We start from the raw sequence: 17,207 nt of genomic DNA, 5'->3' as shown, positions 1-17,207 counted from the left end.
ACCGTGAGATAGCCGTCCTCCATGTTTGGTTCCAACGACGACAAGAAGACCCCAGCTGCGGCTGGCGAGAAGAAAAGCCTGTTCGGATGGCTGCGTAAGAAACCGCAGGAACCCGTCGTCGAACAGCCGCCGGTGATTCCTGAGCCAGCGCCTGCGCCGGCTCCAGTCATAGAAGAAGAGCCGGCACCGATTGTGCTGCCGATTGCCGAGCCGGTGTTGCAACCGGTTGAGCCTGAGCCTGAAGCGCCTGTGGCGGCTGAGCTACCACTGACTCCTGCGGCTGAACCGTGGCTGACCTTGCCGGTGGCGGAAGAGCCGGTGGCGTTGGTTGAAGAAGCTGCGCCACACATCACTCCGGAAATTCCAGCGCCTGCTGCGATGGTGCCCGAAGTGGCTCGGGCGCCTGTTGTTGAGCCGGTTGTCGAGCCTGCGCCGGTTGTTGCTGAGCCTGTTGCGCCGGCGTTTGTTGCTCCGGTCGTTCAACAGCCCGAGCCTGCACCTGCACCTGCACCTGCACCTGCACCGGTCGTCGCTGCGCCAGTTGTGCCGGTTGAAGTGGTTACCGAGGCCCCAGTCGAAGCCCCGCGCACCGAAGAAACCAAAGCCGGTTTCTTCGCCCGCCTCAAGCAAGGCCTGTCGAAAACCAGCGCCAGCATCGGCGAGGGCATGGCCAGCCTGTTCCTCGGCCGCAAAACCATTGATGACGACCTGCTCGATGACCTCGAAACCCGTCTGCTCACCGCCGACGTCGGCGTCGAAGCCACCACGCAGATCATCCAGCGCCTGACCCAGAAGGTCGCCCGCAAAGAGCTGGCCGACGCCGATGCGCTGTACAAATCCCTGCAGGCCGAACTGGCAGCGATGCTCAAGCCGGTCGAACAACCGCTGAAAATCGTTTCGCAGAACAAGCCGTTCGTGATTCTGGTGGTGGGCGTCAACGGCGCCGGCAAAACCACCACCATCGGCAAACTGGCGAAGAAGCTGCAACTGGAAGGCAAGAAAGTCATGCTCGCCGCCGGTGACACCTTCCGCGCCGCTGCCGTGGAACAGCTGCAAGTCTGGGGCGAGCGCAACAAGATCCCGGTCATCGCCCAGCACACCGGCGCCGACTCGGCTTCGGTGATCTTCGACGCCGTGCAGGCCGCCAAGGCCCGTGGTATCGATGTATTGATCGCCGACACCGCCGGTCGCCTGCACACCAAAGACAACCTGATGGAAGAACTGAAAAAAGTTCGCCGGGTGATCGGCAAGCTCGACGCCGACGCGCCGCACGAAGTGCTGCTGGTGCTCGACGCCGGCACCGGCCAGAACGCCATCAACCAGGCCAAGCAATTCAACCAGACCGTCGAACTGACCGGCCTGGCGCTGACCAAGCTCGACGGTACCGCCAAGGGCGGGGTGATTTTCGCCCTGGCCAAGCAGTTCGGCTTGCCGATCCGCTACATCGGCGTCGGTGAAGGCATCGACGATTTGCGTACCTTTGAAGCCGAACCCTTTGTCCAGGCACTGTTTGCCGAGCGGGAGCGTTCATGATTCGTTTCGAACAGGTCGGTAAACGCTACCCGAACGGTCACGTCGGCTTGCATGAGCTGAGCTTTCGAGTCCGTCGTGGCGAGTTCTTGTTTGTCACCGGCCACTCCGGCGCCGGTAAATCCACGTTGTTGCGCCTGTTGCTGGCGATGGAGCGTCCGACCAGCGGCAAACTGCTGCTGGCCGGGCAAGACCTGAGCACCATCAGCAACGCGCAGATTCCGTTCCTGCGTCGGCAGATCGGCGTGGTGTTCCAGAATCACCAACTGCTGTTCGATCGCACGGTGTTCAACAACGTCGCCTTGCCGCTGCAGATTCTTGGCTTGTCCAAGGCCGAAATCGCCAAGCGTGTCGACTCGGCGCTGGAGCGCGTGGCGCTGTCGGATAAAACCGATCTGTACCCGGGCGACCTGTCCACCGGTCAGCAACAGCGCGTCGGCATCGCCCGCGCCATCGTGCACCGCCCGGCCTTGCTGCTGGCGGACGAACCGACCGGTAACCTCGACCCGCGTCTGGCGGCGGAAATCATGGGCGTATTCGAAGACATCAACCGTCTGGGCACCAGCGTGCTGATCGCCAGTCACGACCTGGCACTGATCGCGCGCATGCGTCACCGCATGCTGACCCTCCAACGCGGCCGATTGATTGGCGACGGGGAGGCCGGAGAATGAGTGCGACACGCAGTCCGAAGGTTTCCGAGCGCGTGGCGCCGAAAGCCGCCGATCCGCAACCACCGAAGAAGAAAAAACACGACGAAGACGATGGCCCGGACTTCGCCACGCTGTTCCGTGCCTGGATCGAAAGCCATCGCGCCAGTCTGCTCGACAGCCTGCGTCGTCTTGGCAAACAGCCGATCGGCAGCTTCTTCACCTGCATGGTGATGGCGGTCGCGCTGAGTCTGCCAATGGGCTTGTCCCTGTTGCTCAACAACGTCGAGCGTCTTGGCGGTTCGTGGCAGCGTGCGGCGCAGATTTCGCTGTATCTGCAACTCGACGCCAGCCCGGAGCAGGGCGAGTCGTTGCGCGAGCAGATCAAAGGCATGCCCGGCGTAGCGGATGCTGAATATGTCGGCCGCGATCAGGCGCTGGAAGAGTTTCAGCAGCAATCCGGGTTGGGCGAAGCCCTGCGCGAGCTGCCGGAGAACCCGTTGCCGGGCGTGGTGCTGGTCACCCCGAACGAGGTCGACAAGCCGACGCTGGAAGCATTAAGACAAAAACTTTCCGAATTGCCCAAGGTACAACAGGCGCAACTTGATCTAGTCTGGGTCGAGCGTTTGGCCGCGATCCTCAAGCTTGGCGATCGTTTTGTCTTCGGTCTGACGGTGCTGCTGGTTTCTGCATTACTTTTGGTGATAGGCAATACCATTCGTCTTCATATTGAAAACCGCCGCACCGAGATAGAAGTGATTAAACTCGTCGGCGGCACTGACAGTTATGTGCGTCGCCCTTTCCTTTATATGGGCGCGTTGTATGGCTTCGGTGCGGGGCTACTGTCCTGGGGTGTATTGGCGTTCGGCCTGAACTGGCTGAACGACGCGGTGGTTGGACTGGCCGGCTTGTACGGCAGCGATTTCGCTCTGGCCGGAGTGCCAGTTGCCGACGGTCTGTCGCTCTTGCTTGGCGCGGTGCTGTTGGGTTATATCGGTGCATGGATTGCAGTCGCACGCCATCTCAGGGAGCTGGCGCCGAAGTAGAATCTTTTTTGCGCGTGATTGACCTCGCGGTTTTTTGGGAACTTGCACTTGAATTCCCGGTCAATTTTTCGCAGTGCCGAGAGGCACGAGTATGTAAGTGGGAGGTTTTTTCGTATGACCAATTCTTTGCAACCTGCGTATGCGTTGGTTCCGGGTGCGAACCTGGAAGCCTACGTGCACACCGTCAACAGCATTCCATTGCTGACGCCGGAGCAGGAGCGTGAACTGGCCGAGAGTCTCTACTATGAGCAGGATTTGGGGGCGGCTCGGCAGATGGTGCTCGCCCACCTGCGTTTTGTCGTACACATTGCCCGTAGCTATTCCGGCTACGGTCTGGCTCAGGCTGACCTGATCCAGGAAGGTAACGTCGGCCTGATGAAGGCTGTGAAGCGCTTCAACCCGGAAATGGGTGTGCGTCTGGTGTCGTTCGCCGTGCACTGGATCAAGGCGGAAATTCACGAGTTCATCCTGCGCAACTGGCGCATTGTGAAAGTCGCGACCACCAAGGCCCAGCGCAAGCTGTTCTTCAACCTGCGCAGCCAGAAAAAACGTCTGGCGTGGCTGAACAACGAGGAAGTCCACCGTGTGGCGGAAAGCCTCGGCGTCGAGCCGCGTGAAGTGCGCGAAATGGAAAGTCGCCTGACCGGCCATGACATGGCTTTCGACCCGGCTGCTGAAGCCGATGACGACAGCGCTTTCCAGTCGCCGGCCAACTACCTGGAAGACCACCGGTACGACCCGGCGCGTCAACTGGAAGATGCTGACTGGAGCGACAACTCCAACCACAACCTGCACGAAGCGCTGGAAGTGCTGGACGAACGTAGCCGCGACATCCTCTACCAGCGCTGGCTGGCAGAAGAGAAAGCCACGCTGCACGACCTGGCGCAGAAGTACAACGTGTCGGCCGAGCGGATTCGTCAGCTCGAGAAGAGCGCGATGAACAAGCTCAAGTTGTCGATCGCCGCATAACCGGCGAGCAGGCAATAAAAAACGCCCCGATCAGCGATGATCGGGGCGTTTTTTTTCTGCTTCAACAGAGGGTCCCTGTGGGAGCGAGCCTGCTCGCGAAAGCGGATGTTCATTCAACACTGATGTTGACTGACACACCGTATTCGCGAGCAGGCTCGCTCCCACATGGGATTTTCAGAGTCTGGGAGAATGTGGCCTGCTATCGCGACCAAGGTGCTCGCCGCGAATCATTCAGCCCCAGCAAGTAACTATCCCCACCCAGCTGACTCATCTGCTGACGAATCCACCCGGCCCGGCGCGAGACATAAGCGGTCGGATGGCTAGCGCTCCACACCCGAGGATTGGGCAGAACAGCCGCCAGATAACTCGCCTGCTGCCGCGACAACGACTTCGCGCTCACACCAAAGTGATGGCGGGCTGCGGCTTCGGCGCCAAACACCCCGTCATCCCACTCGACGCTGTTGAGATACACCTCAAGGATCCGCTGCTTGGGCCAGAACACCTCGATCAGCGCGGTAAACCACGCCTCCAGGCCTTTACGCAGATAGCTGCGGCCGGCCCACAGAAACAGGTTTTTCGACACCTGCTGGCTCAAGGTGCTGGCGCCGCGAATCGACCCGCCAAGCTCGTTGTGGGCCAACGCTGCCTGGATCGCACTGAAATCAAAGCCCCAATGCTCGGGAAACTTCTGATCCTCACCGGCCATGACCGCGACTTTGAGGTCATCGGAGATCTCGTCCCACGGCTTCCACGTGCGTTGCAGGTCAATCGGCTCGCCATCGCCCCAGGATTCGACCTTGCGCTCGACCATCAACGCCGTGCCCGGCGGCGGCACGAAGCGAAACACCAGCACCAGCAAGACGCTGCCACCCGCGAACCAGAGCAGGGCCTTCGTGAGACGACGGAAAATAGTACGCAGCATAGAGATGGCTTGGCCGAACCGGTGGAGCGGGCCATTATACAGACCCTGCCGATCGCGTCTGACTGGAGTTCCCAATGCTGCGTGGCTTTTTGATGCTGGCCGCTTTTTTCGGTTTCACCGGGGTCGCCTTGGGTGCATTCGCCGCCCATGGCCTGAAAAACCGCCTGACACCCGAGTATCTGGCGATCTTCCATACCGGCGTCACCTATCAATTGGTGCACACCTTGGCGCTGTTTGGTGTGGCACTGTTGGCCACGCAGATTCAGGGCCGACTGGTCAATTGGGCCGGCGTGTCATTCACCATTGGCATCCTGCTGTTCTCCGGCAGCCTGTACGTGCTGACCACCACCGGGATCAGCAAGCTCGGCATCATCACCCCATTTGGTGGCCTGGCGTTCCTGATTGGCTGGCTATGCCTGGGCCTCGCCGCCTGGCGCTTGCAACCAACCGCTTGACGCTTGGTGCTGACCTTTAGGTCATGATCGGGCTAGAATGCCAGCCCCTAAAAATGATGGCGGCGTTACGCATGCGCATTCAGTTGAACGGCGAATCCCTTGAACTGCCCGACGGCGAGACCGTTGCGGCCCTGATCACTCGTCTGGAACTGACCGGACGTCGAGTGGCAGTCGAACTCAATCTGGATATCGTCCCGCGCAGCCAGCATGCCAGCACCACGCTCAATGACGGTGACAACGTCGAAGTGGTGCACGCCATCGGCGGCGGCTGATCGCCCGGCCCGCAAGGGCACAGAATTCTGCAAGACCCTCACTCCTAAAGAGGATTCCCCATGAGCATCGTTCGTAGCGACAAGCCTTTTGTGCTGGCCGGTCGTACTTACCAGTCGCGTTTGCTGGTCGGTACCGGCAAGTACCGTGACATGGAAGAAACCCGTCAGGCCATCGAAGCCTCGGGTGCCGAGATCGTCACCTTCGCCGTGCGCCGCACCAACCTGGGCCAGATCGAAGGCGAGCCGAACCTGCTCGACGTGCTGTCGCCGGAGCGCTACACCTTCCTGCCGAACACCGCTGGATGCTACGACGCCATCGAAGCCGTGCGCACCTGCCGCCTGGCCCGTGAGCTGCTCGATGGCCACAACCTGGTGAAGCTGGAAGTACTGGCCGACCAGAAGACCCTGTTCCCTAACGTCATCGAAACCCTCAAGGCTGCGGAAACACTGGTCAAGGAAGGCTTCGACGTGATGGTGTACACCAGCGATGATCCGATCATCGCCCGCCAACTGGCGGAAATCGGCTGCATCGCGGTCATGCCGCTGGCCGGTTTGATTGGTTCCGGTCTGGGGATCTGCAACCCGTACAACCTGCAGATCATCCTCGAAGAAGCCAAAATCCCTGTGCTGGTCGATGCCGGTGTCGGCACTGCGTCCGATGCGACCATCGCCATGGAACTGGGTTGCGATGCGGTGCTGATGAACTCGGCCATCGCCCACGCCCAGCAGCCGGTGATGATGGCTGAAGCCATGAAACACGCCATCGTTGCAGGCCGTCTGGCCTACCTCGCTGGCCGTATGCCGAAAAAACTCTATGCCAGCGCCTCCTCGCCGCTGGATGGTCTGATCAAGTAAGAGCCATTGATGACTGAATCGAACGACACGCCTATCCAGACGGAAGAAGGCGACGAGCGCCAACACCGCCGCATCAAGAGTTTCGTGATGCGCGCCGGGCGCATGACCGAAGGCCAGCAGAAAGGTCTGGATCAAGGCACGCCGCTGTACGTGCTGCCGCTGGCCGACGCGCCGGTGGATTACGATCAAGTGTTCGGCCGTTCGGCACCGCGCTCGCTGGAGATCGGTTTCGGCATGGGCCACTCGCTGCTGGAAATGGCAGCGGCCGCACCAGATCAGGATTTCATCGGCGTTGAAGTGCACCGTCCGGGTGTCGGTGCGCTGCTCAATGGCGTGCTGACGCAAGGCCTGACCAACCTGCGCGTCTACGATTGCGACGCGATCGAAGTGCTCAACCGCTGCATCGCCGACAACAGCCTCGATCGCCTGATGCTGTTCTTCCCGGACCCATGGCACAAGAGCCGTCACCACAAGCGTCGTATCGTTCAGGCCTCGTTCGCTGAACTGGTGCGCAGCAAGTTGAAGGTTGGCGGCATCCTGCACATGGCCACCGACTGGGAACCGTACGCCGAATACATGCTGGAAGTGATGAACGTCGCCCCGGGCTATCGCAACCTCGCCGAAGACGGCAAGTGCGTACCACGCCCGGCCGAACGCCCGATCACCAAGTTCGAACGCCGCGGCGAACGACTGGGCCATGGCGTGTGGGACCTGAAGTTCGAAAAACAGTCCTAAGCATCACGCGGTAAAAATGTAGGAGTGAGCCTGCTCGCGATAGCAGTGGATCAGTCAGTACTTATGCCGACTGACACACCGCTATCGCGAGCAGGCTCGCTCCCACAGTTGTTTTGGGGCGTTTGCGGAGTCAGCGGCGGTCGGCGACGACGCCGATGAGGACGAGGACTACCAGCAGGACGGGCGCCAGGCTGTAGTTGTTGAACTGGCTCAAACCCTTGATAACCCAAGGCGTTGCATAGATCAGCGCCGCACCGCTGCCGATCACGCAGAGCAGCGCCATCAGTGGCACGCGCAGGGCGCCGGCGATGCTGCCCAGGCGTTGCTCAACCCAGCCTTTGAAGTCGGCGCCGAACAGCACCAGCAGGCAGCCGACCAGCGCCAGGGCGATTTCCGAGAGGTTGCTGCGGCTCCAGCGGGAGACGGTGGCGAGCAGGTCGAGTATCAAATCCATGCGTTTTCCCTTAGCACTGAAGTCAGTTCAGAAATTGTTGCAGCAAGTCGTTGAGGAACAACTGTCCGCGCTCGGTGGCCGCCAGACGTGACGGTTCGACCTGCAACAGACCGCTTTGTTCTGCCGCGGCCCGGCCTTCAGCGAGGCTTTCCAGCGACAGCCCGGTGCGCTCAGGATACAGGTGCGATTCGACGCCTGCGGTCAGGCGCAAAGCGTTCATCAGAAACTCGAACGGCATCTCGTCGTTGGTCAGCGCTTTCTCGCCAGCCTGGAAGCTTTTTGCCGGGTTGAGATAGTCCTTCGGCAGACGCGTCTTCCAGGTACGCACGATGCGTCCGTCCGGATGACTCAGCTTGCCGTGGGCTCCCGCGCCTATGCCGATGAAGTCGCCGAAACTCCAGTAATTGAGGTTGTGCCGCGCTGGCCGACCGGCCTGGGCATAAGCCGACACTTCGTATTGCGCATAACCGTGTTCCGCCAGCAGCGCTTGCCCGGCCTCTTGAATGTCCCACAGCGTGTCATCTTCCGGCAGCACCGGCGGCTGGTTCCAGAACACGGTGTTCGGCTCCAGCGTCAGCTGATACCAGGAAATGTGCGTTGGATTCAGCGCGATGGCCTGGCGCAGATCGCTGAGGGCATCGTCCAGCGACTGATCGGGCAAACCGTGCATCAAGTCGAGGTTGAAGTTATCGAACCCGGCCTGCCGCGCCATACCGGCCGCGCGTACCGCTTCGTCACCGTTGTGAATCCGCCCCAGCGCCTTGAGCTTTTCCTGCTGGAAGCTCTGGATGCCGATCGACAGGCGATTGATCCCCAGCTTGCGGTACGCGACGAACTTCTCTTGCTCGAAGGTCCCGGGGTTGGCTTCCAGAGTGATTTCGATGTCGTGGGCAAACGGAATCCGCTGTTCGACGCCTTCCAGCAGCCGCCCGAGGGCTTCGGCGCTGAACAGGCTCGGCGTGCCGCCACCAAAGAAGATCGAGCTGATTTCACGACCGTACACGGCGTGCAGATCCTGATCGAGATCGGCCAGCAAGGCGTCGACGTATTCCTGCTCCGGCAAAACCGGGCTGGCGGTGTGTGAGTTGAAATCGCAATACGGACATTTGCGCACACACCACGGGATGTGGATGTACAGCGCCAGGGGCGGCAGCGTTGGCAGCGGCGCCCGAGGCGAAGAAGCGGCACCGCCGATGATCAGCGACGACGCGGAGGGGCTGTCGGTCATTTCAGGCCCAGACGCTGGCGCAGCAGATCCATTGCACGGGCGCGGTGGCTGATCTGGTTCTTGTCGGCCGGACTCAGTTCGGCGCTGGACACATCACGCTCCGGCACCCAGAACAGCGGGTCATAACCGAAACCGTGCTCGCCGCTGGCGGCCGTCAGGATGCGTCCGTGCCACAGGCCTTCGCAGAGGATCGGCAACGGATCATCGGCGTGACGCACCAATGCCAGCACGCAGACGAACTGCGCACCGCGCTCGGCTTCCGGCACATCTTTCAGTGCATCGAGCAATTTGGCATTGTTCGCCGCATCGCCCTTGCCGTCGGCATAACGCGCCGAATAGATGCCCGGCGCACCGCCAAGGAAATCCACCGCCAGACCGGAGTCGTCGGCCAATGCCGGCAGCCCGGAAATGCGTGCGGCGTTGCGTGCCTTGAGGATCGCATTCTCGACGAACGACAGACCGGTTTCTTCCGGCTCGACCTTGCTCCACTCGCCAATCGAGCGCAGTTGCACCGAATCGCCGAGCATGGCCTGGAGTTCTTTGAGTTTGCCGGCGTTATGGCTGGCCAGTACGAGCTGCTTAATGTTCATCATTCGCCGGGAAAGAGTTCTTGGTTGAAATTGATGGTGTTGATCTTGTCGCCGTTCTGCACCTTGATTTCAAAGGTGCGGGTTTCCTGCTGAGGCACCGGGTATTGGGCGATGTAGTAGATCGCACCCTGCTCGGTGACTTGCTTGAAATTCAGCGGCACGCTCTGGCTGGTCAGGTCTTTGACCGTGCCGGTGACGTTGGCGACCAGCGGTTTGCCGTCCTTGATCACCGAGACATTGATCACGCCCTGATTTTTGCTGCGAATCAGTTCAGCCGCCTTGGCGATGTCCGGCGTCAGAAACGTCGAGTTGAAAGTGTTGTAGTGCACCGTGACGTCGCCAAAGGTTTCCTTGCGCTCGCCCTTGATGACGTCGGCCGCTATGGCGCTGGCGCTCAGGCAGGCAGTCAATAACAACAACGCTAAACGACCCATGATCGTGCTCCTCGAAATGACGGGATTCAGACCGCGACTTTGTGGTCTGCAAGCTGCGGGCTGCTGACGCGGTAGATACCGATCTCACCTAACAGATTAGGCCATAGCTTACTGGCCCACCCGTGGCGGTGCTGTTGATCCACGGCAAGCCGATCAATGACCTTCGCATCACGTTCGCGGCAAAGTTCTTCAAAGTCTTCGAAGGTGCAGAAGTGAATGTTCGGTGTGTTGTACCAGGTGTACGGCAGAAATTCCGACACCGGCATGCGCCCCTTGCTTGCCAGGTACCAGCGGCAGCGCCAGTGACCGAAATTCGGGAAGGTGATGATGCATTGGCGACCGACCCGGAGCATTTCGTCGAGGATCTTGTCCGGGTAGTGCACGGCTTGCAGGGCCTGGGTCATGACGACGATGTCGAAACTGTTGCTGGCGAAGTTGCCCAGCCCCTTGTCCAGATCCTGCTCGATGACGTTGATGCCCTTGGCCACGCACTCGGCGATGTTCTCGGCGTCGTTTTCCAGGCCATAACCGGTGACGTTCTTGTTGTCGCGCAGCCAGGTCAGCAGCTCGCCGTCACCGCAACCGAGGTCGAGGACGCGGCTGCCGGCGGGGATCCATTCCTGGATGATTTCCAGATCAGCTCTCATGGCTTTCTCACAGCGTGATGCGGTTCATGTAATTGCCGAACGCCTGCAAGTAGCGCGGGATCGGAATCAGGAAGGCGTCGTGGCCCTGCGGTGCGTCGATTTCCAGATAGCTGACGTCTTTGCGCGCCGCCATCAACGCATCCACCAGTTCCCGCGAACGGGCCGGAGAGAAGCGCCAGTCGGTGGTAAACGACATCACGCAGAACTTGGCCGTGGCGTTTTGAAAGGTTTTCGCCAGGTTATCGTCGAAGTTCGCCGCTGGATCGAAGTAGTCCAGCGCCTTGGTCATCAACAGATAGGTGTTGGCGTCGAAGCGTCCGGAGAACTCTTCGCCCTGATAACGCAGGTAGCTTTCGACCTGGAACTCGACGCTGTGGAAGTCGTAGTTGAGCTTTTCGCTCTTCAGGCCACGGCCGAACTTCTCGCCCATCGAATCGTCGGACAGGTAAGTAATGTGGCCGACCATCCGCGCCAGCATCAGCCCGCGCTTTGGAATCACGCCGGCTTCCTGGAACGAACCGCCGTGGAATTCCGGGTCGGTGAGGATCGCCTGACGCGCCACTTCGTTGAAGGCGATGTTCTGCGCCGACAGCTTCGGTGCCGAGGCGATGGCCAGGCAGTGACGCACGCGATCCGGGTAAGTGATGGTCCATTGCAGCGCCTGCATGCCGCCGAGGCTGCCGCCGATCACCGCCGCCCACTGGCCGATGCCGAGCAGGTCGGCCAGCCGCGCCTGGCTGTGCACCCAGTCTTCCACGGTGAGCACCGGGAAATCGGCACCGAACGGTTTGCCGGTCTCCGGGTTGATGCTGCTCGGGCCGGTGGAGCCGTTGCAGCCGCCGAGGTTGTTCAGGCTGACCACGAAGAACTTGTTGGTGTCGATCGGTTTACCCGGGCCGATGCAGCTGTCCCACCAACCGGGTTTGCGGTCGTCGACGCTGTGATAGCCGGCAGCGTGGTGATGGCCGGACAAGGCATGGCAAATCAGCACGGCGTTGCTCGCCTGCGCGTTCAGCGTGCCGTAGGTTTCGTAGATCAGGTCATAGGCGGCCAGCGAGCGGCCACAGGCCAGCGCCAGCGGATCGCTGAAGTGCGCGGTTTGCGGCGTCACCAGACCAACAGAATCGGGGGGAAAGGCAGTTGGCATCGACCCTGCTCTCGTTGAAATGAGGCGTAAGTCTAAAGACCGGGGGGGTTAGCGGCAAGCGGCCCTCACCCTAGCCCTCTCCCAGAGGTAGAGGGGACTGACCGAGGTGTTCTTTTGAGCTACACCGTCCTGAGCTATGGAGTCGAACTCAAGTTTTGAAAACACCATAGATCGGCTCCCTCTCCAGGGGGAGAGGGCTGGGGTGAGGGGTACAGACGCCGCCAAACTCAAGACAAGCGCCCAACCAATCCCGGTAAATCCGGCACCTTCTTCGGCGAACATATCTTCACCCGCTTCTGCCGGTTCAACTCGCCGCTGAGCAAACTGACCTGGCTCTTGGAAACCCCGAACGCCTTGGCCAGAAAGCCCATCAGATAAGCATTGGCCTTGCCCTCAACCGGCGGCGCAGTCAGGCGAATCTTCAAACGATCGCCGTGCAGCCCGGCGAAGTCATCGCTGCGGGCTGCCGGTTGCAAGTGACACTCGAGGATCAAGTCGTCACCGTCCCAACGGAACCAGCTCACATCAGCAAGCGCAGGATTTCCGGCATCATCGTCATCGCCGCCAGATTGTTGATCACCAGCATGTCGATCAGTTTCAGCGCGAGGAAGGCGAAGATCGGCGACAGGTCCAGACCGCCAAGATTCGGCAGGAACTTGCGGAACGGCGCCAGCGCCGGCTCGCAGATCTGGTTGACCAGTTCAGCGCCCGGATTGTGGCTGCCCGGCGCAACCCACGACAGAATCACGCTGATGATCAGGGCGAAGAAGAAGATCTTCAGGAACAGTGCGGTCACGCCGATGATCGACCAGATAAACAGTTGCAGCGGGTTGCCGGTGGTGCCGTAAGTCAGCAGCAGGGTCAGCGCCATCAGCGCCAGTTGCACCAGAATCGCCAGGACCAGCGACGACATGTCGAGGCCGAACAGGCTCGGGATGATCCGGCGCAGTGGCTTGAGCAGCGGCTGGGTCGCCTTGACCACGAACTGGCACAGCGGGTTGTAGAAGTTCGCCCGCACCAGTTGCAGGACGAAGCGCAGCAGCACGATCAGCAGGTACAGACTGCCGAGGGTTTGCAGCACGTAAACCGCTGCAGTGTTCAATCCAATCATGTAAGGCTCCTTATTTGCCCAGTTGTTCGGCCATTTCGGCCGAGCGGTGCGCGGCGGCGCCGAGTGCGGTTTCGACCAGGGCTTCGAAGCCATTGGCCTGGAATGATTTGATTGCAGCTTCCGTAGTGCCATTTGGCGAGGTCACACGGCGGCGCAGTTCGGCGGCGTCAACGTCGCTGGACACCGCCATATGCGCAGCGCCAAGCGCCGTTTGCAGAGTCAGTTGCTCGGCGATGTCCTTGGGCAAGCCAAGTTTGACGCCAGCAGCAGTCATGGCTTCGATCAGCAGGAAGAAGTACGCCGGGCCGGAGCCGGACACAGCGGTCACGGCGTCGAGTTGTTGTTCTTCTTTCAGCCACAGGGCGATACCGACGCCAGACAGCAGCTCTTCGGCTTGCTGACGCTGCTCGGCGGTCACTTCGCTGGTCGCGTACAAACCGCTGACGCCCTGTCGCAGCAGTGCCGGGGTGTTGGGCATGCAGCGCACGATTGGCTGCTCGCCGAGCCACGCAGTCATGCTTGCGCAAGTGATGCCAGCGGCAATCGACACCACCAGTTGATTGGGTTTCAGGCTCGGGCGAATCGCCTCGCACACAGCCTTCATGGCTTGCGGCTTGACCGCCAGCACGATCACATCGACGCCGTCGATGGCTTGGGCGTTGTCGGCAAACGTTTCGATGCCGTGCTCAGCGCTGACCTTGGCGCGAGTTTCTTCGCCCGGATCGCTGGCACGGATGTGTGCAGCTTCCAGACCTTTGGCGCGCAGGCCGCCGATCAAACTGGCCGCCATGTTGCCCGCACCGATAAACGCAATACGTGTGTTGCTCATGTGTGGTCCTTATCTGGAAACGTTCAAGATTGGGAATAGTCGCGGGCGCCAAACAGGGCCGTACCGATACGAACCCAGGTGGCGCCTTGGGCGATGGCCGACTCAAGGTCGTGGCTCATGCCCATGGAAAGTGTGTCGAGCGGCAGATCAAGGCTCGCCTGCAATTTCTGCACGGCGGCGAAGGCTGCGTCTTGCTCGGCGCGGTCGTCGGTCGGCTCGGGAATCGCCATCAGGCCGCGCAGTTTCAGGCGCGGCAGTGCGCTGATCGCGGCGGCCAATGCCGGCAGGTCAGCCGGAGTGCAGCCGGATTTACTGGCTTCGCCGCTGACATTGACCTGAACGCAGATGTTCAGCGGCGGCAGTTCAGCCGGGCGCTGTTCGGACAGGCGTTGAGCGATTTTCAGGCGATCCACGGAGTGCACCCAGTCGAAATGCTCGGCGATGGCGCGAGTCTTGTTCGATTGAATGGGGCCGATGAAGTGCCAGATCAAGGGCAGGTCGGCCAGCTCGAGCTGTTTGCCCAGGGCTTCCTGCAGGTAGTTCTCGCCAAAGTCGCGCAGGCCGGCGGCATATGCTTCGCGCAGGGCCTGGACGGGTTTGGTCTTGCTGACCGCGAGCAGCTGGACGCTGTTTTCAGCGCGGTTTGCAGCTGTTACCGCTGCCTGGATGCGCGAACTAACCAGTTGGATGTTGTCTGCTATCGTGGACATCAAGAGGCGCCAGCGGTCGGAAGGTTCGCGGCATTCTACTGGAATTGAGGAGCGCTATGGATATCACTGAACTGCTGGCCTTCAGCGCCAAACAGGGAGCTTCCGACCTGCACCTGTCGGCCGGTCTGCCGCCGATGATCCGCGTCGATGGCGACGTGCGGCGGATCAATCTGCCGGCGCTGGATCACAAGCAAGTGCACGAACTGATCTACGACATCATGAACGATACCCAGCGGGTCGACTTCGAGAAGCATCTGGAAACCGACTTTTCCTTCGAAGTGCCGGGTGTCGCGCGTTTCCGCGTCAACGCTTTCAACCAGAACCGTGGCGCAGGCGCCGTATTCCGTACCATTCCGTCGAAAGTGCTGAGCATGGAAGACCTTGCCATGGGCGACGTCTTCCGCAAGATCACCGATGCCCCGCGCGGTCTGGTGTTGGTCACCGGGCCGACCGGTTCCGGCAAATCGACCACGCTGGCGGCGATGATCGATTACCTCAATACCCACCGGCATCACCACATCCTGACTATCGAAGATCCGATCGAGTTTGTTCACGAATCGCGCAAATGCCTGATCAATCAGCGTGAAGTCCACCGTGATACCCGCAGTTTCGCCACTGCGTTGCGCTCGGCACTGCGTGAGGACCCGGACGTGATTCTGGTCGGCGAGATGCGTGACCTGGAAACCATTCGCCTGGCGCTGACCGCAGCCGAAACCGGGCACTTGGTATTCGGCACGCTGCACACCACCTCGGCGGCGAAAACCATCGACCGCGTGGTCGACGTGTTCCCCGGTGACGAGAAGTCGATGGTGCGCTCGATGCTGTCGGAGTCGTTGCTGGCGGTGGTCTCGCAGACGCTGATCAAGAAGATCGGCGGCGGGCGGGTGGCGGCGCACGAGATCATGTTGGGGACGTCGGCGATCCGTAACCTGATCCGCGAGGACAAGGTCGCGCAGATGTATTCGGCGATTCAGACGGGTGGGGCGTTGGGCATGCAGACACTGGACATGTGCCTGAAGGAACTGGTGACCAAGGGCTTGATCAGTCGCGAGCATGCGCGGGAGAAGGCGCGCACGCCGGATAATTTCTGAGGGAGATTTTCGGTGTTCTAGCCGGCCCTTTCGCGAGCAAGCTCGCTCCCACAATTGATTGCATTCCTTCAATTGGAATGCTTTCACCTGTGGGAGCGAGCTTGCTCGCGAAGAGGTCAGTGCTGGCGATACCCGTTGCGGGTCAGTCAGCTCAGCGTTGAACGACGCGCATCTGCTTGCTTGCAGGCTCTTTCGGCAATACTCGCTTGGCAACTACGTAATGCTGTTCCCAATACGGCTTGTTCAACGTATCGATGCTCACCGCTTTGCCACGACGCGGAGCGTGGATGAAGCGATCGTTGCCCAGGTAGATGGCAACATGGTTGACCCGACGGCTCTTGATGTTGAAGAAAATCAGGTCGCCCGGCTTCAGATCCTTGCGCTCGACTTTCTCGCCGTGACCGCTGGCCATGGCGTTGGAGGTGCGTGGCAGGTCGAACGTGGCGTCGTTAAAAGCGTATTTCACCAGACCGCTGCAATCGAAGCCTTTACTTGGGCTGCTGCCGCCCCAACGATAAGGGGTACCGAGGACGTTCACCGCACGGCTCAGCACATTGCTGCTTTCCTTGCTCGCCATCGGTGGCACCAGCTTGCTGTGGTTTTTGCTGCTCAGCGTGGTGGTTTTGCTTTTGCTGCTTTTGCTCGAGGGAGCCGAAGCATGGGATTTAGGGGTAAAGCCGTTAACGTTAGGAAGACGTTGCTCACGATTGGTGGCGTGGGCGGCCAGTGGCATTAATAGGCAGATGGTTAGCCATGTCTTGAAAAATGGTCGCATTAGGCGTGGCTCTTTAGTGATAGCGCGCAACTTTATAACAGAGTTTTTTTTCATTCCGAGTCCGTTGGTCGATTCAGTTGGAGGCCAACGGAACCAAATAAGCGGCAAATGGACGCAATTGTCGGACAGAAGTCAGGTGCTATAAGGCTTTGACGGTAGCAACGGTAACATTTGCCGTACGTCGGCTACCTGTAAAAAAGTCACAAAGAATTCAAGAATATTTATCTATCGTGTGAATCGAGGTCTTCATGAACCCCTATCAACAATTTGTTCAGCAGCAAGATACGCACAGCAAAATCATCGGTTATCTGCTGTGGATTTTCGGTTTTACCGGTGCTCACCGCTTCTATTACGGCAAACCGGTGACCGGGACGATCTGGTTCTTCACCTTCGGTTTGCTGGGTATTGGCTGGCTGATCGACCTTTTTCTGATCCCGGCGATGGATCGCGAGGCGGATCTACGTTTTACCGCAGGGCCGATCGAGTACAACGTGGCGTGGATTCTGCTGACGTTCCTCGGAGCATTGGGTGTGCACCGGATGTATCAGGGCAAGTGGATCAGTGGGCTGATCTATCTGTTGACAGGCGGGTTGTTCTTTCTGGGGGTGCTGTATGATTTCTGGACGCTGAATGATCAGGTCTCGGTGCGTAACGCCGAAGGCAGAGGCGCCTTCCAGTAAGTCTTCGCGAGCAGGCTCGCTCCCACAGGGGATTTGTGTCGTTCACAGATCCAATGTGGGAGCGAGCCTGCTCGCGAATG

Annotated in this window: 22 protein-coding genes; 10 read left to right on the top strand and 12 right to left on the bottom strand. The window is 60.1% G+C overall.

Translation table 11 applies throughout. The features are described from left to right. The first annotated feature begins 21 nt into the window (after positions 1-21). The 4 genes from ftsY to rpoH all read left to right on the top strand — a co-directional run bounded on the left by ftsY (position 22) and on the right by rpoH (position 4,192). Positions 22-1,533 (top strand): signal recognition particle-docking protein FtsY, encoded by a 1,512-nt coding sequence (ftsY, locus tag HU754_RS28470; RefSeq protein ID WP_186620039.1) that lies wholly within the window; start codon positions 22-24, stop codon positions 1,531-1,533. Beyond that, positions 1,530-2,201 (top strand): cell division ATP-binding protein FtsE, encoded by a 672-nt coding sequence (gene ftsE, locus HU754_RS28465; protein ID WP_008065082.1) that lies wholly within the window; start codon positions 1,530-1,532, stop codon positions 2,199-2,201. Before ftsY ends, ftsE begins: the two co-directional genes overlap by 4 nt. Then, a complete protein-coding gene (gene ftsX, locus HU754_RS28460) occupies positions 2,198-3,223 on the top strand; it encodes a permease-like cell division protein FtsX (RefSeq protein WP_099757424.1) in 1,026 nt (341 codons plus the stop codon). The genes ftsE and ftsX overlap by 4 nt, the downstream gene beginning before the upstream one ends. Positions 3,224-3,337: 114 nt before the next feature. Then, complete coding sequence (rpoH, locus tag HU754_RS28455) at positions 3,338-4,192, top strand: RNA polymerase sigma factor RpoH (RefSeq protein WP_003229146.1); 855 nt, start codon at positions 3,338-3,340, stop codon at positions 4,190-4,192. A 199-nt stretch (positions 4,193-4,391) separates the two neighbouring features. On the opposite strand, the gene mtgA is transcribed toward rpoH, so the two are convergent. Continuing rightward, complete coding sequence (mtgA, locus tag HU754_RS28450; protein ID WP_186620038.1) at positions 4,392-5,114, bottom strand: monofunctional biosynthetic peptidoglycan transglycosylase; 723 nt, start codon at positions 5,112-5,114, stop codon at positions 4,392-4,394. A 74-nt stretch (positions 5,115-5,188) separates the two neighbouring features. Here mtgA and HU754_RS28445 point away from each other — a divergent pair, with 74 nt between their 5' ends. From HU754_RS28445 to trmB, 4 genes are all read left to right on the top strand, one after another. Beyond that, the gene (locus HU754_RS28445; protein ID WP_186620037.1) at positions 5,189-5,569 is read left to right on the top strand and encodes a DUF423 domain-containing protein; all 381 of its coding nucleotides are present in this window, start codon (positions 5,189-5,191) and stop codon (positions 5,567-5,569) included. 71 nt (positions 5,570-5,640) lie between these two features. Further along, a complete protein-coding gene (gene thiS, locus HU754_RS28440) occupies positions 5,641-5,841 on the top strand; it encodes a sulfur carrier protein ThiS (protein ID WP_123454333.1) in 201 nt (66 codons plus the stop codon). Positions 5,842-5,901: 60 nt separating this feature from the next. Then, positions 5,902-6,696, top strand: coding sequence for a thiazole synthase (locus HU754_RS28435; RefSeq protein ID WP_007913621.1), 795 nt, complete (start codon positions 5,902-5,904; stop codon positions 6,694-6,696). A gap of 9 nt (positions 6,697-6,705) precedes the next feature. Next, positions 6,706-7,431 carry a tRNA (guanosine(46)-N7)-methyltransferase TrmB gene (trmB, locus tag HU754_RS28430; RefSeq protein WP_186620036.1) on the top strand — a complete coding sequence of 242 codons (726 nt, stop codon included), beginning with the start codon at positions 6,706-6,708 and terminating at the stop codon, positions 7,429-7,431. A 130-nt stretch (positions 7,432-7,561) separates the two neighbouring features. On the opposite strand, the gene HU754_RS28425 is transcribed toward trmB, so the two are convergent. From HU754_RS28425 to HU754_RS28380, 10 genes are all read right to left on the bottom strand, one after another. Further along, positions 7,562-7,885, bottom strand: coding sequence for a DUF3392 domain-containing protein (locus tag HU754_RS28425; RefSeq protein WP_007913629.1), 324 nt, complete (start codon positions 7,883-7,885; stop codon positions 7,562-7,564). Between the two features lie 22 nt (positions 7,886-7,907). Further along, positions 7,908-9,113, bottom strand: a complete 1,206-nt coding sequence (gene hemW / locus HU754_RS28420; RefSeq protein ID WP_225919952.1) for a radical SAM family heme chaperone HemW — start codon at positions 9,111-9,113, stop codon at positions 7,908-7,910. Further along, on the bottom strand, positions 9,110-9,706 hold the full coding sequence (gene rdgB / locus HU754_RS28415; RefSeq protein WP_064116272.1) for an RdgB/HAM1 family non-canonical purine NTP pyrophosphatase: 597 nt from the start codon (positions 9,704-9,706) through the stop codon (positions 9,110-9,112). Before rdgB ends, hemW begins: the two co-directional genes overlap by 4 nt. Next, positions 9,703-10,137: a DUF4426 domain-containing protein gene (locus HU754_RS28410; protein WP_186620035.1), complete on the bottom strand. Its 435-nt coding sequence runs from the start codon at positions 10,135-10,137 to the stop codon at positions 9,703-9,705. Before HU754_RS28410 ends, rdgB begins: the two co-directional genes overlap by 4 nt. A gap of 26 nt (positions 10,138-10,163) precedes the next feature. Further along, positions 10,164-10,784: a methionine biosynthesis protein MetW gene (gene metW / locus HU754_RS28405; RefSeq protein ID WP_034153662.1), complete on the bottom strand. Its 621-nt coding sequence runs from the start codon at positions 10,782-10,784 to the stop codon at positions 10,164-10,166. Positions 10,785-10,791: 7 nt separating this feature from the next. Beyond that, positions 10,792-11,931 carry a homoserine O-succinyltransferase MetX gene (metX, locus tag HU754_RS28400; RefSeq protein ID WP_186620033.1) on the bottom strand — a complete coding sequence of 380 codons (1,140 nt, stop codon included), beginning with the start codon at positions 11,929-11,931 and terminating at the stop codon, positions 10,792-10,794. A 227-nt stretch (positions 11,932-12,158) separates the two neighbouring features. Next, positions 12,159-12,455, bottom strand: coding sequence for a DUF167 domain-containing protein (locus HU754_RS28395; protein WP_186620032.1), 297 nt, complete (start codon positions 12,453-12,455; stop codon positions 12,159-12,161). Further along, on the bottom strand, positions 12,452-13,042 hold the full coding sequence (locus HU754_RS28390) for a YggT family protein (RefSeq protein WP_099757419.1): 591 nt from the start codon (positions 13,040-13,042) through the stop codon (positions 12,452-12,454). Before HU754_RS28390 ends, HU754_RS28395 begins: the two co-directional genes overlap by 4 nt. Positions 13,043-13,052: 10 nt before the next feature. Further along, entirely contained in the window at positions 13,053-13,871 is an 819-nt protein-coding gene (gene proC / locus HU754_RS28385; protein ID WP_186620031.1) for a pyrroline-5-carboxylate reductase, read from the bottom strand. A 23-nt stretch (positions 13,872-13,894) separates the two neighbouring features. Beyond that, positions 13,895-14,581 (bottom strand): YggS family pyridoxal phosphate-dependent enzyme, encoded by a 687-nt coding sequence (locus tag HU754_RS28380; protein WP_186620030.1) that lies wholly within the window; start codon positions 14,579-14,581, stop codon positions 13,895-13,897. Positions 14,582-14,637: 56 nt separating this feature from the next. On the opposite strand from HU754_RS28380, the gene HU754_RS28375 reads away from it, so the two are divergent. Continuing rightward, the gene (locus HU754_RS28375; RefSeq protein ID WP_116254322.1) at positions 14,638-15,672 is read left to right on the top strand and encodes a type IV pilus twitching motility protein PilT; all 1,035 of its coding nucleotides are present in this window, start codon (positions 14,638-14,640) and stop codon (positions 15,670-15,672) included. A 151-nt stretch (positions 15,673-15,823) separates the two neighbouring features. Here the strand turns inward: HU754_RS28375 and HU754_RS28370 are convergent, their stop codons facing one another. Beyond that, positions 15,824-16,447 carry a C40 family peptidase gene (locus HU754_RS28370; protein ID WP_093429838.1) on the bottom strand — a complete coding sequence of 208 codons (624 nt, stop codon included), beginning with the start codon at positions 16,445-16,447 and terminating at the stop codon, positions 15,824-15,826. Between the two features lie 248 nt (positions 16,448-16,695). Here HU754_RS28370 and HU754_RS28365 point away from each other — a divergent pair, with 248 nt between their 5' ends. Next, on the top strand, positions 16,696-17,127 hold the full coding sequence (locus HU754_RS28365) for an NINE protein (protein WP_007913651.1): 432 nt from the start codon (positions 16,696-16,698) through the stop codon (positions 17,125-17,127). The last annotated feature ends 80 nt before the right edge of the window (positions 17,128-17,207 follow it).

Source organism: Pseudomonas zeae (assembly GCF_014268485.2).
GTDB classification, from domain to species: domain Bacteria; phylum Pseudomonadota; class Gammaproteobacteria; order Pseudomonadales; family Pseudomonadaceae; genus Aquipseudomonas; species Aquipseudomonas neuropathica.
This window is presented reverse-complemented; position numbering and strand designations above follow the sequence as displayed.

Coding starts and splice junctions, on each gene's coding strand:
- ftsY (WP_186620039.1), top strand. CDS start 22: ATGTTTGGTTCCAACGACGACAAGAAGACCCCAGCTGCGGCTGGCGAG.
- ftsE (WP_008065082.1), top strand. CDS start 1,530: ATGATTCGTTTCGAACAGGTCGGTAAACGCTACCCGAACGGTCACGTC.
- ftsX (WP_099757424.1), top strand. CDS start 2,198: ATGAGTGCGACACGCAGTCCGAAGGTTTCCGAGCGCGTGGCGCCGAAA.
- rpoH (WP_003229146.1), top strand. CDS start 3,338: ATGACCAATTCTTTGCAACCTGCGTATGCGTTGGTTCCGGGTGCGAAC.
- mtgA (WP_186620038.1), bottom strand. CDS start 5,114: ATGCTGCGTACTATTTTCCGTCGTCTCACGAAGGCCCTGCTCTGGTTC.
- HU754_RS28445 (WP_186620037.1), top strand. CDS start 5,189: ATGCTGCGTGGCTTTTTGATGCTGGCCGCTTTTTTCGGTTTCACCGGG.
- thiS (WP_123454333.1), top strand. CDS start 5,641: ATGCGCATTCAGTTGAACGGCGAATCCCTTGAACTGCCCGACGGCGAG.
- HU754_RS28435 (WP_007913621.1), top strand. CDS start 5,902: ATGAGCATCGTTCGTAGCGACAAGCCTTTTGTGCTGGCCGGTCGTACT.
- trmB (WP_186620036.1), top strand. CDS start 6,706: ATGACTGAATCGAACGACACGCCTATCCAGACGGAAGAAGGCGACGAG.
- HU754_RS28425 (WP_007913629.1), bottom strand. CDS start 7,885: ATGGATTTGATACTCGACCTGCTCGCCACCGTCTCCCGCTGGAGCCGC.
- hemW (WP_225919952.1), bottom strand. CDS start 9,113: ATGACCGACAGCCCCTCCGCGTCGTCGCTGATCATCGGCGGTGCCGCT.
- rdgB (WP_064116272.1), bottom strand. CDS start 9,706: ATGATGAACATTAAGCAGCTCGTACTGGCCAGCCATAACGCCGGCAAA.
- HU754_RS28410 (WP_186620035.1), bottom strand. CDS start 10,137: ATGGGTCGTTTAGCGTTGTTGTTATTGACTGCCTGCCTGAGCGCCAGC.
- metW (WP_034153662.1), bottom strand. CDS start 10,784: ATGAGAGCTGATCTGGAAATCATCCAGGAATGGATCCCCGCCGGCAGC.
- metX (WP_186620033.1), bottom strand. CDS start 11,931: ATGCCAACTGCCTTTCCCCCCGATTCTGTTGGTCTGGTGACGCCGCAA.
- HU754_RS28390 (WP_099757419.1), bottom strand. CDS start 13,042: ATGATTGGATTGAACACTGCAGCGGTTTACGTGCTGCAAACCCTCGGC.
- proC (WP_186620031.1), bottom strand. CDS start 13,871: ATGAGCAACACACGTATTGCGTTTATCGGTGCGGGCAACATGGCGGCC.
- HU754_RS28380 (WP_186620030.1), bottom strand. CDS start 14,581: ATGTCCACGATAGCAGACAACATCCAACTGGTTAGTTCGCGCATCCAG.
- HU754_RS28375 (WP_116254322.1), top strand. CDS start 14,638: ATGGATATCACTGAACTGCTGGCCTTCAGCGCCAAACAGGGAGCTTCC.
- HU754_RS28370 (WP_093429838.1), bottom strand. CDS start 16,447: ATGCGACCATTTTTCAAGACATGGCTAACCATCTGCCTATTAATGCCA.
- HU754_RS28365 (WP_007913651.1), top strand. CDS start 16,696: ATGAACCCCTATCAACAATTTGTTCAGCAGCAAGATACGCACAGCAAA.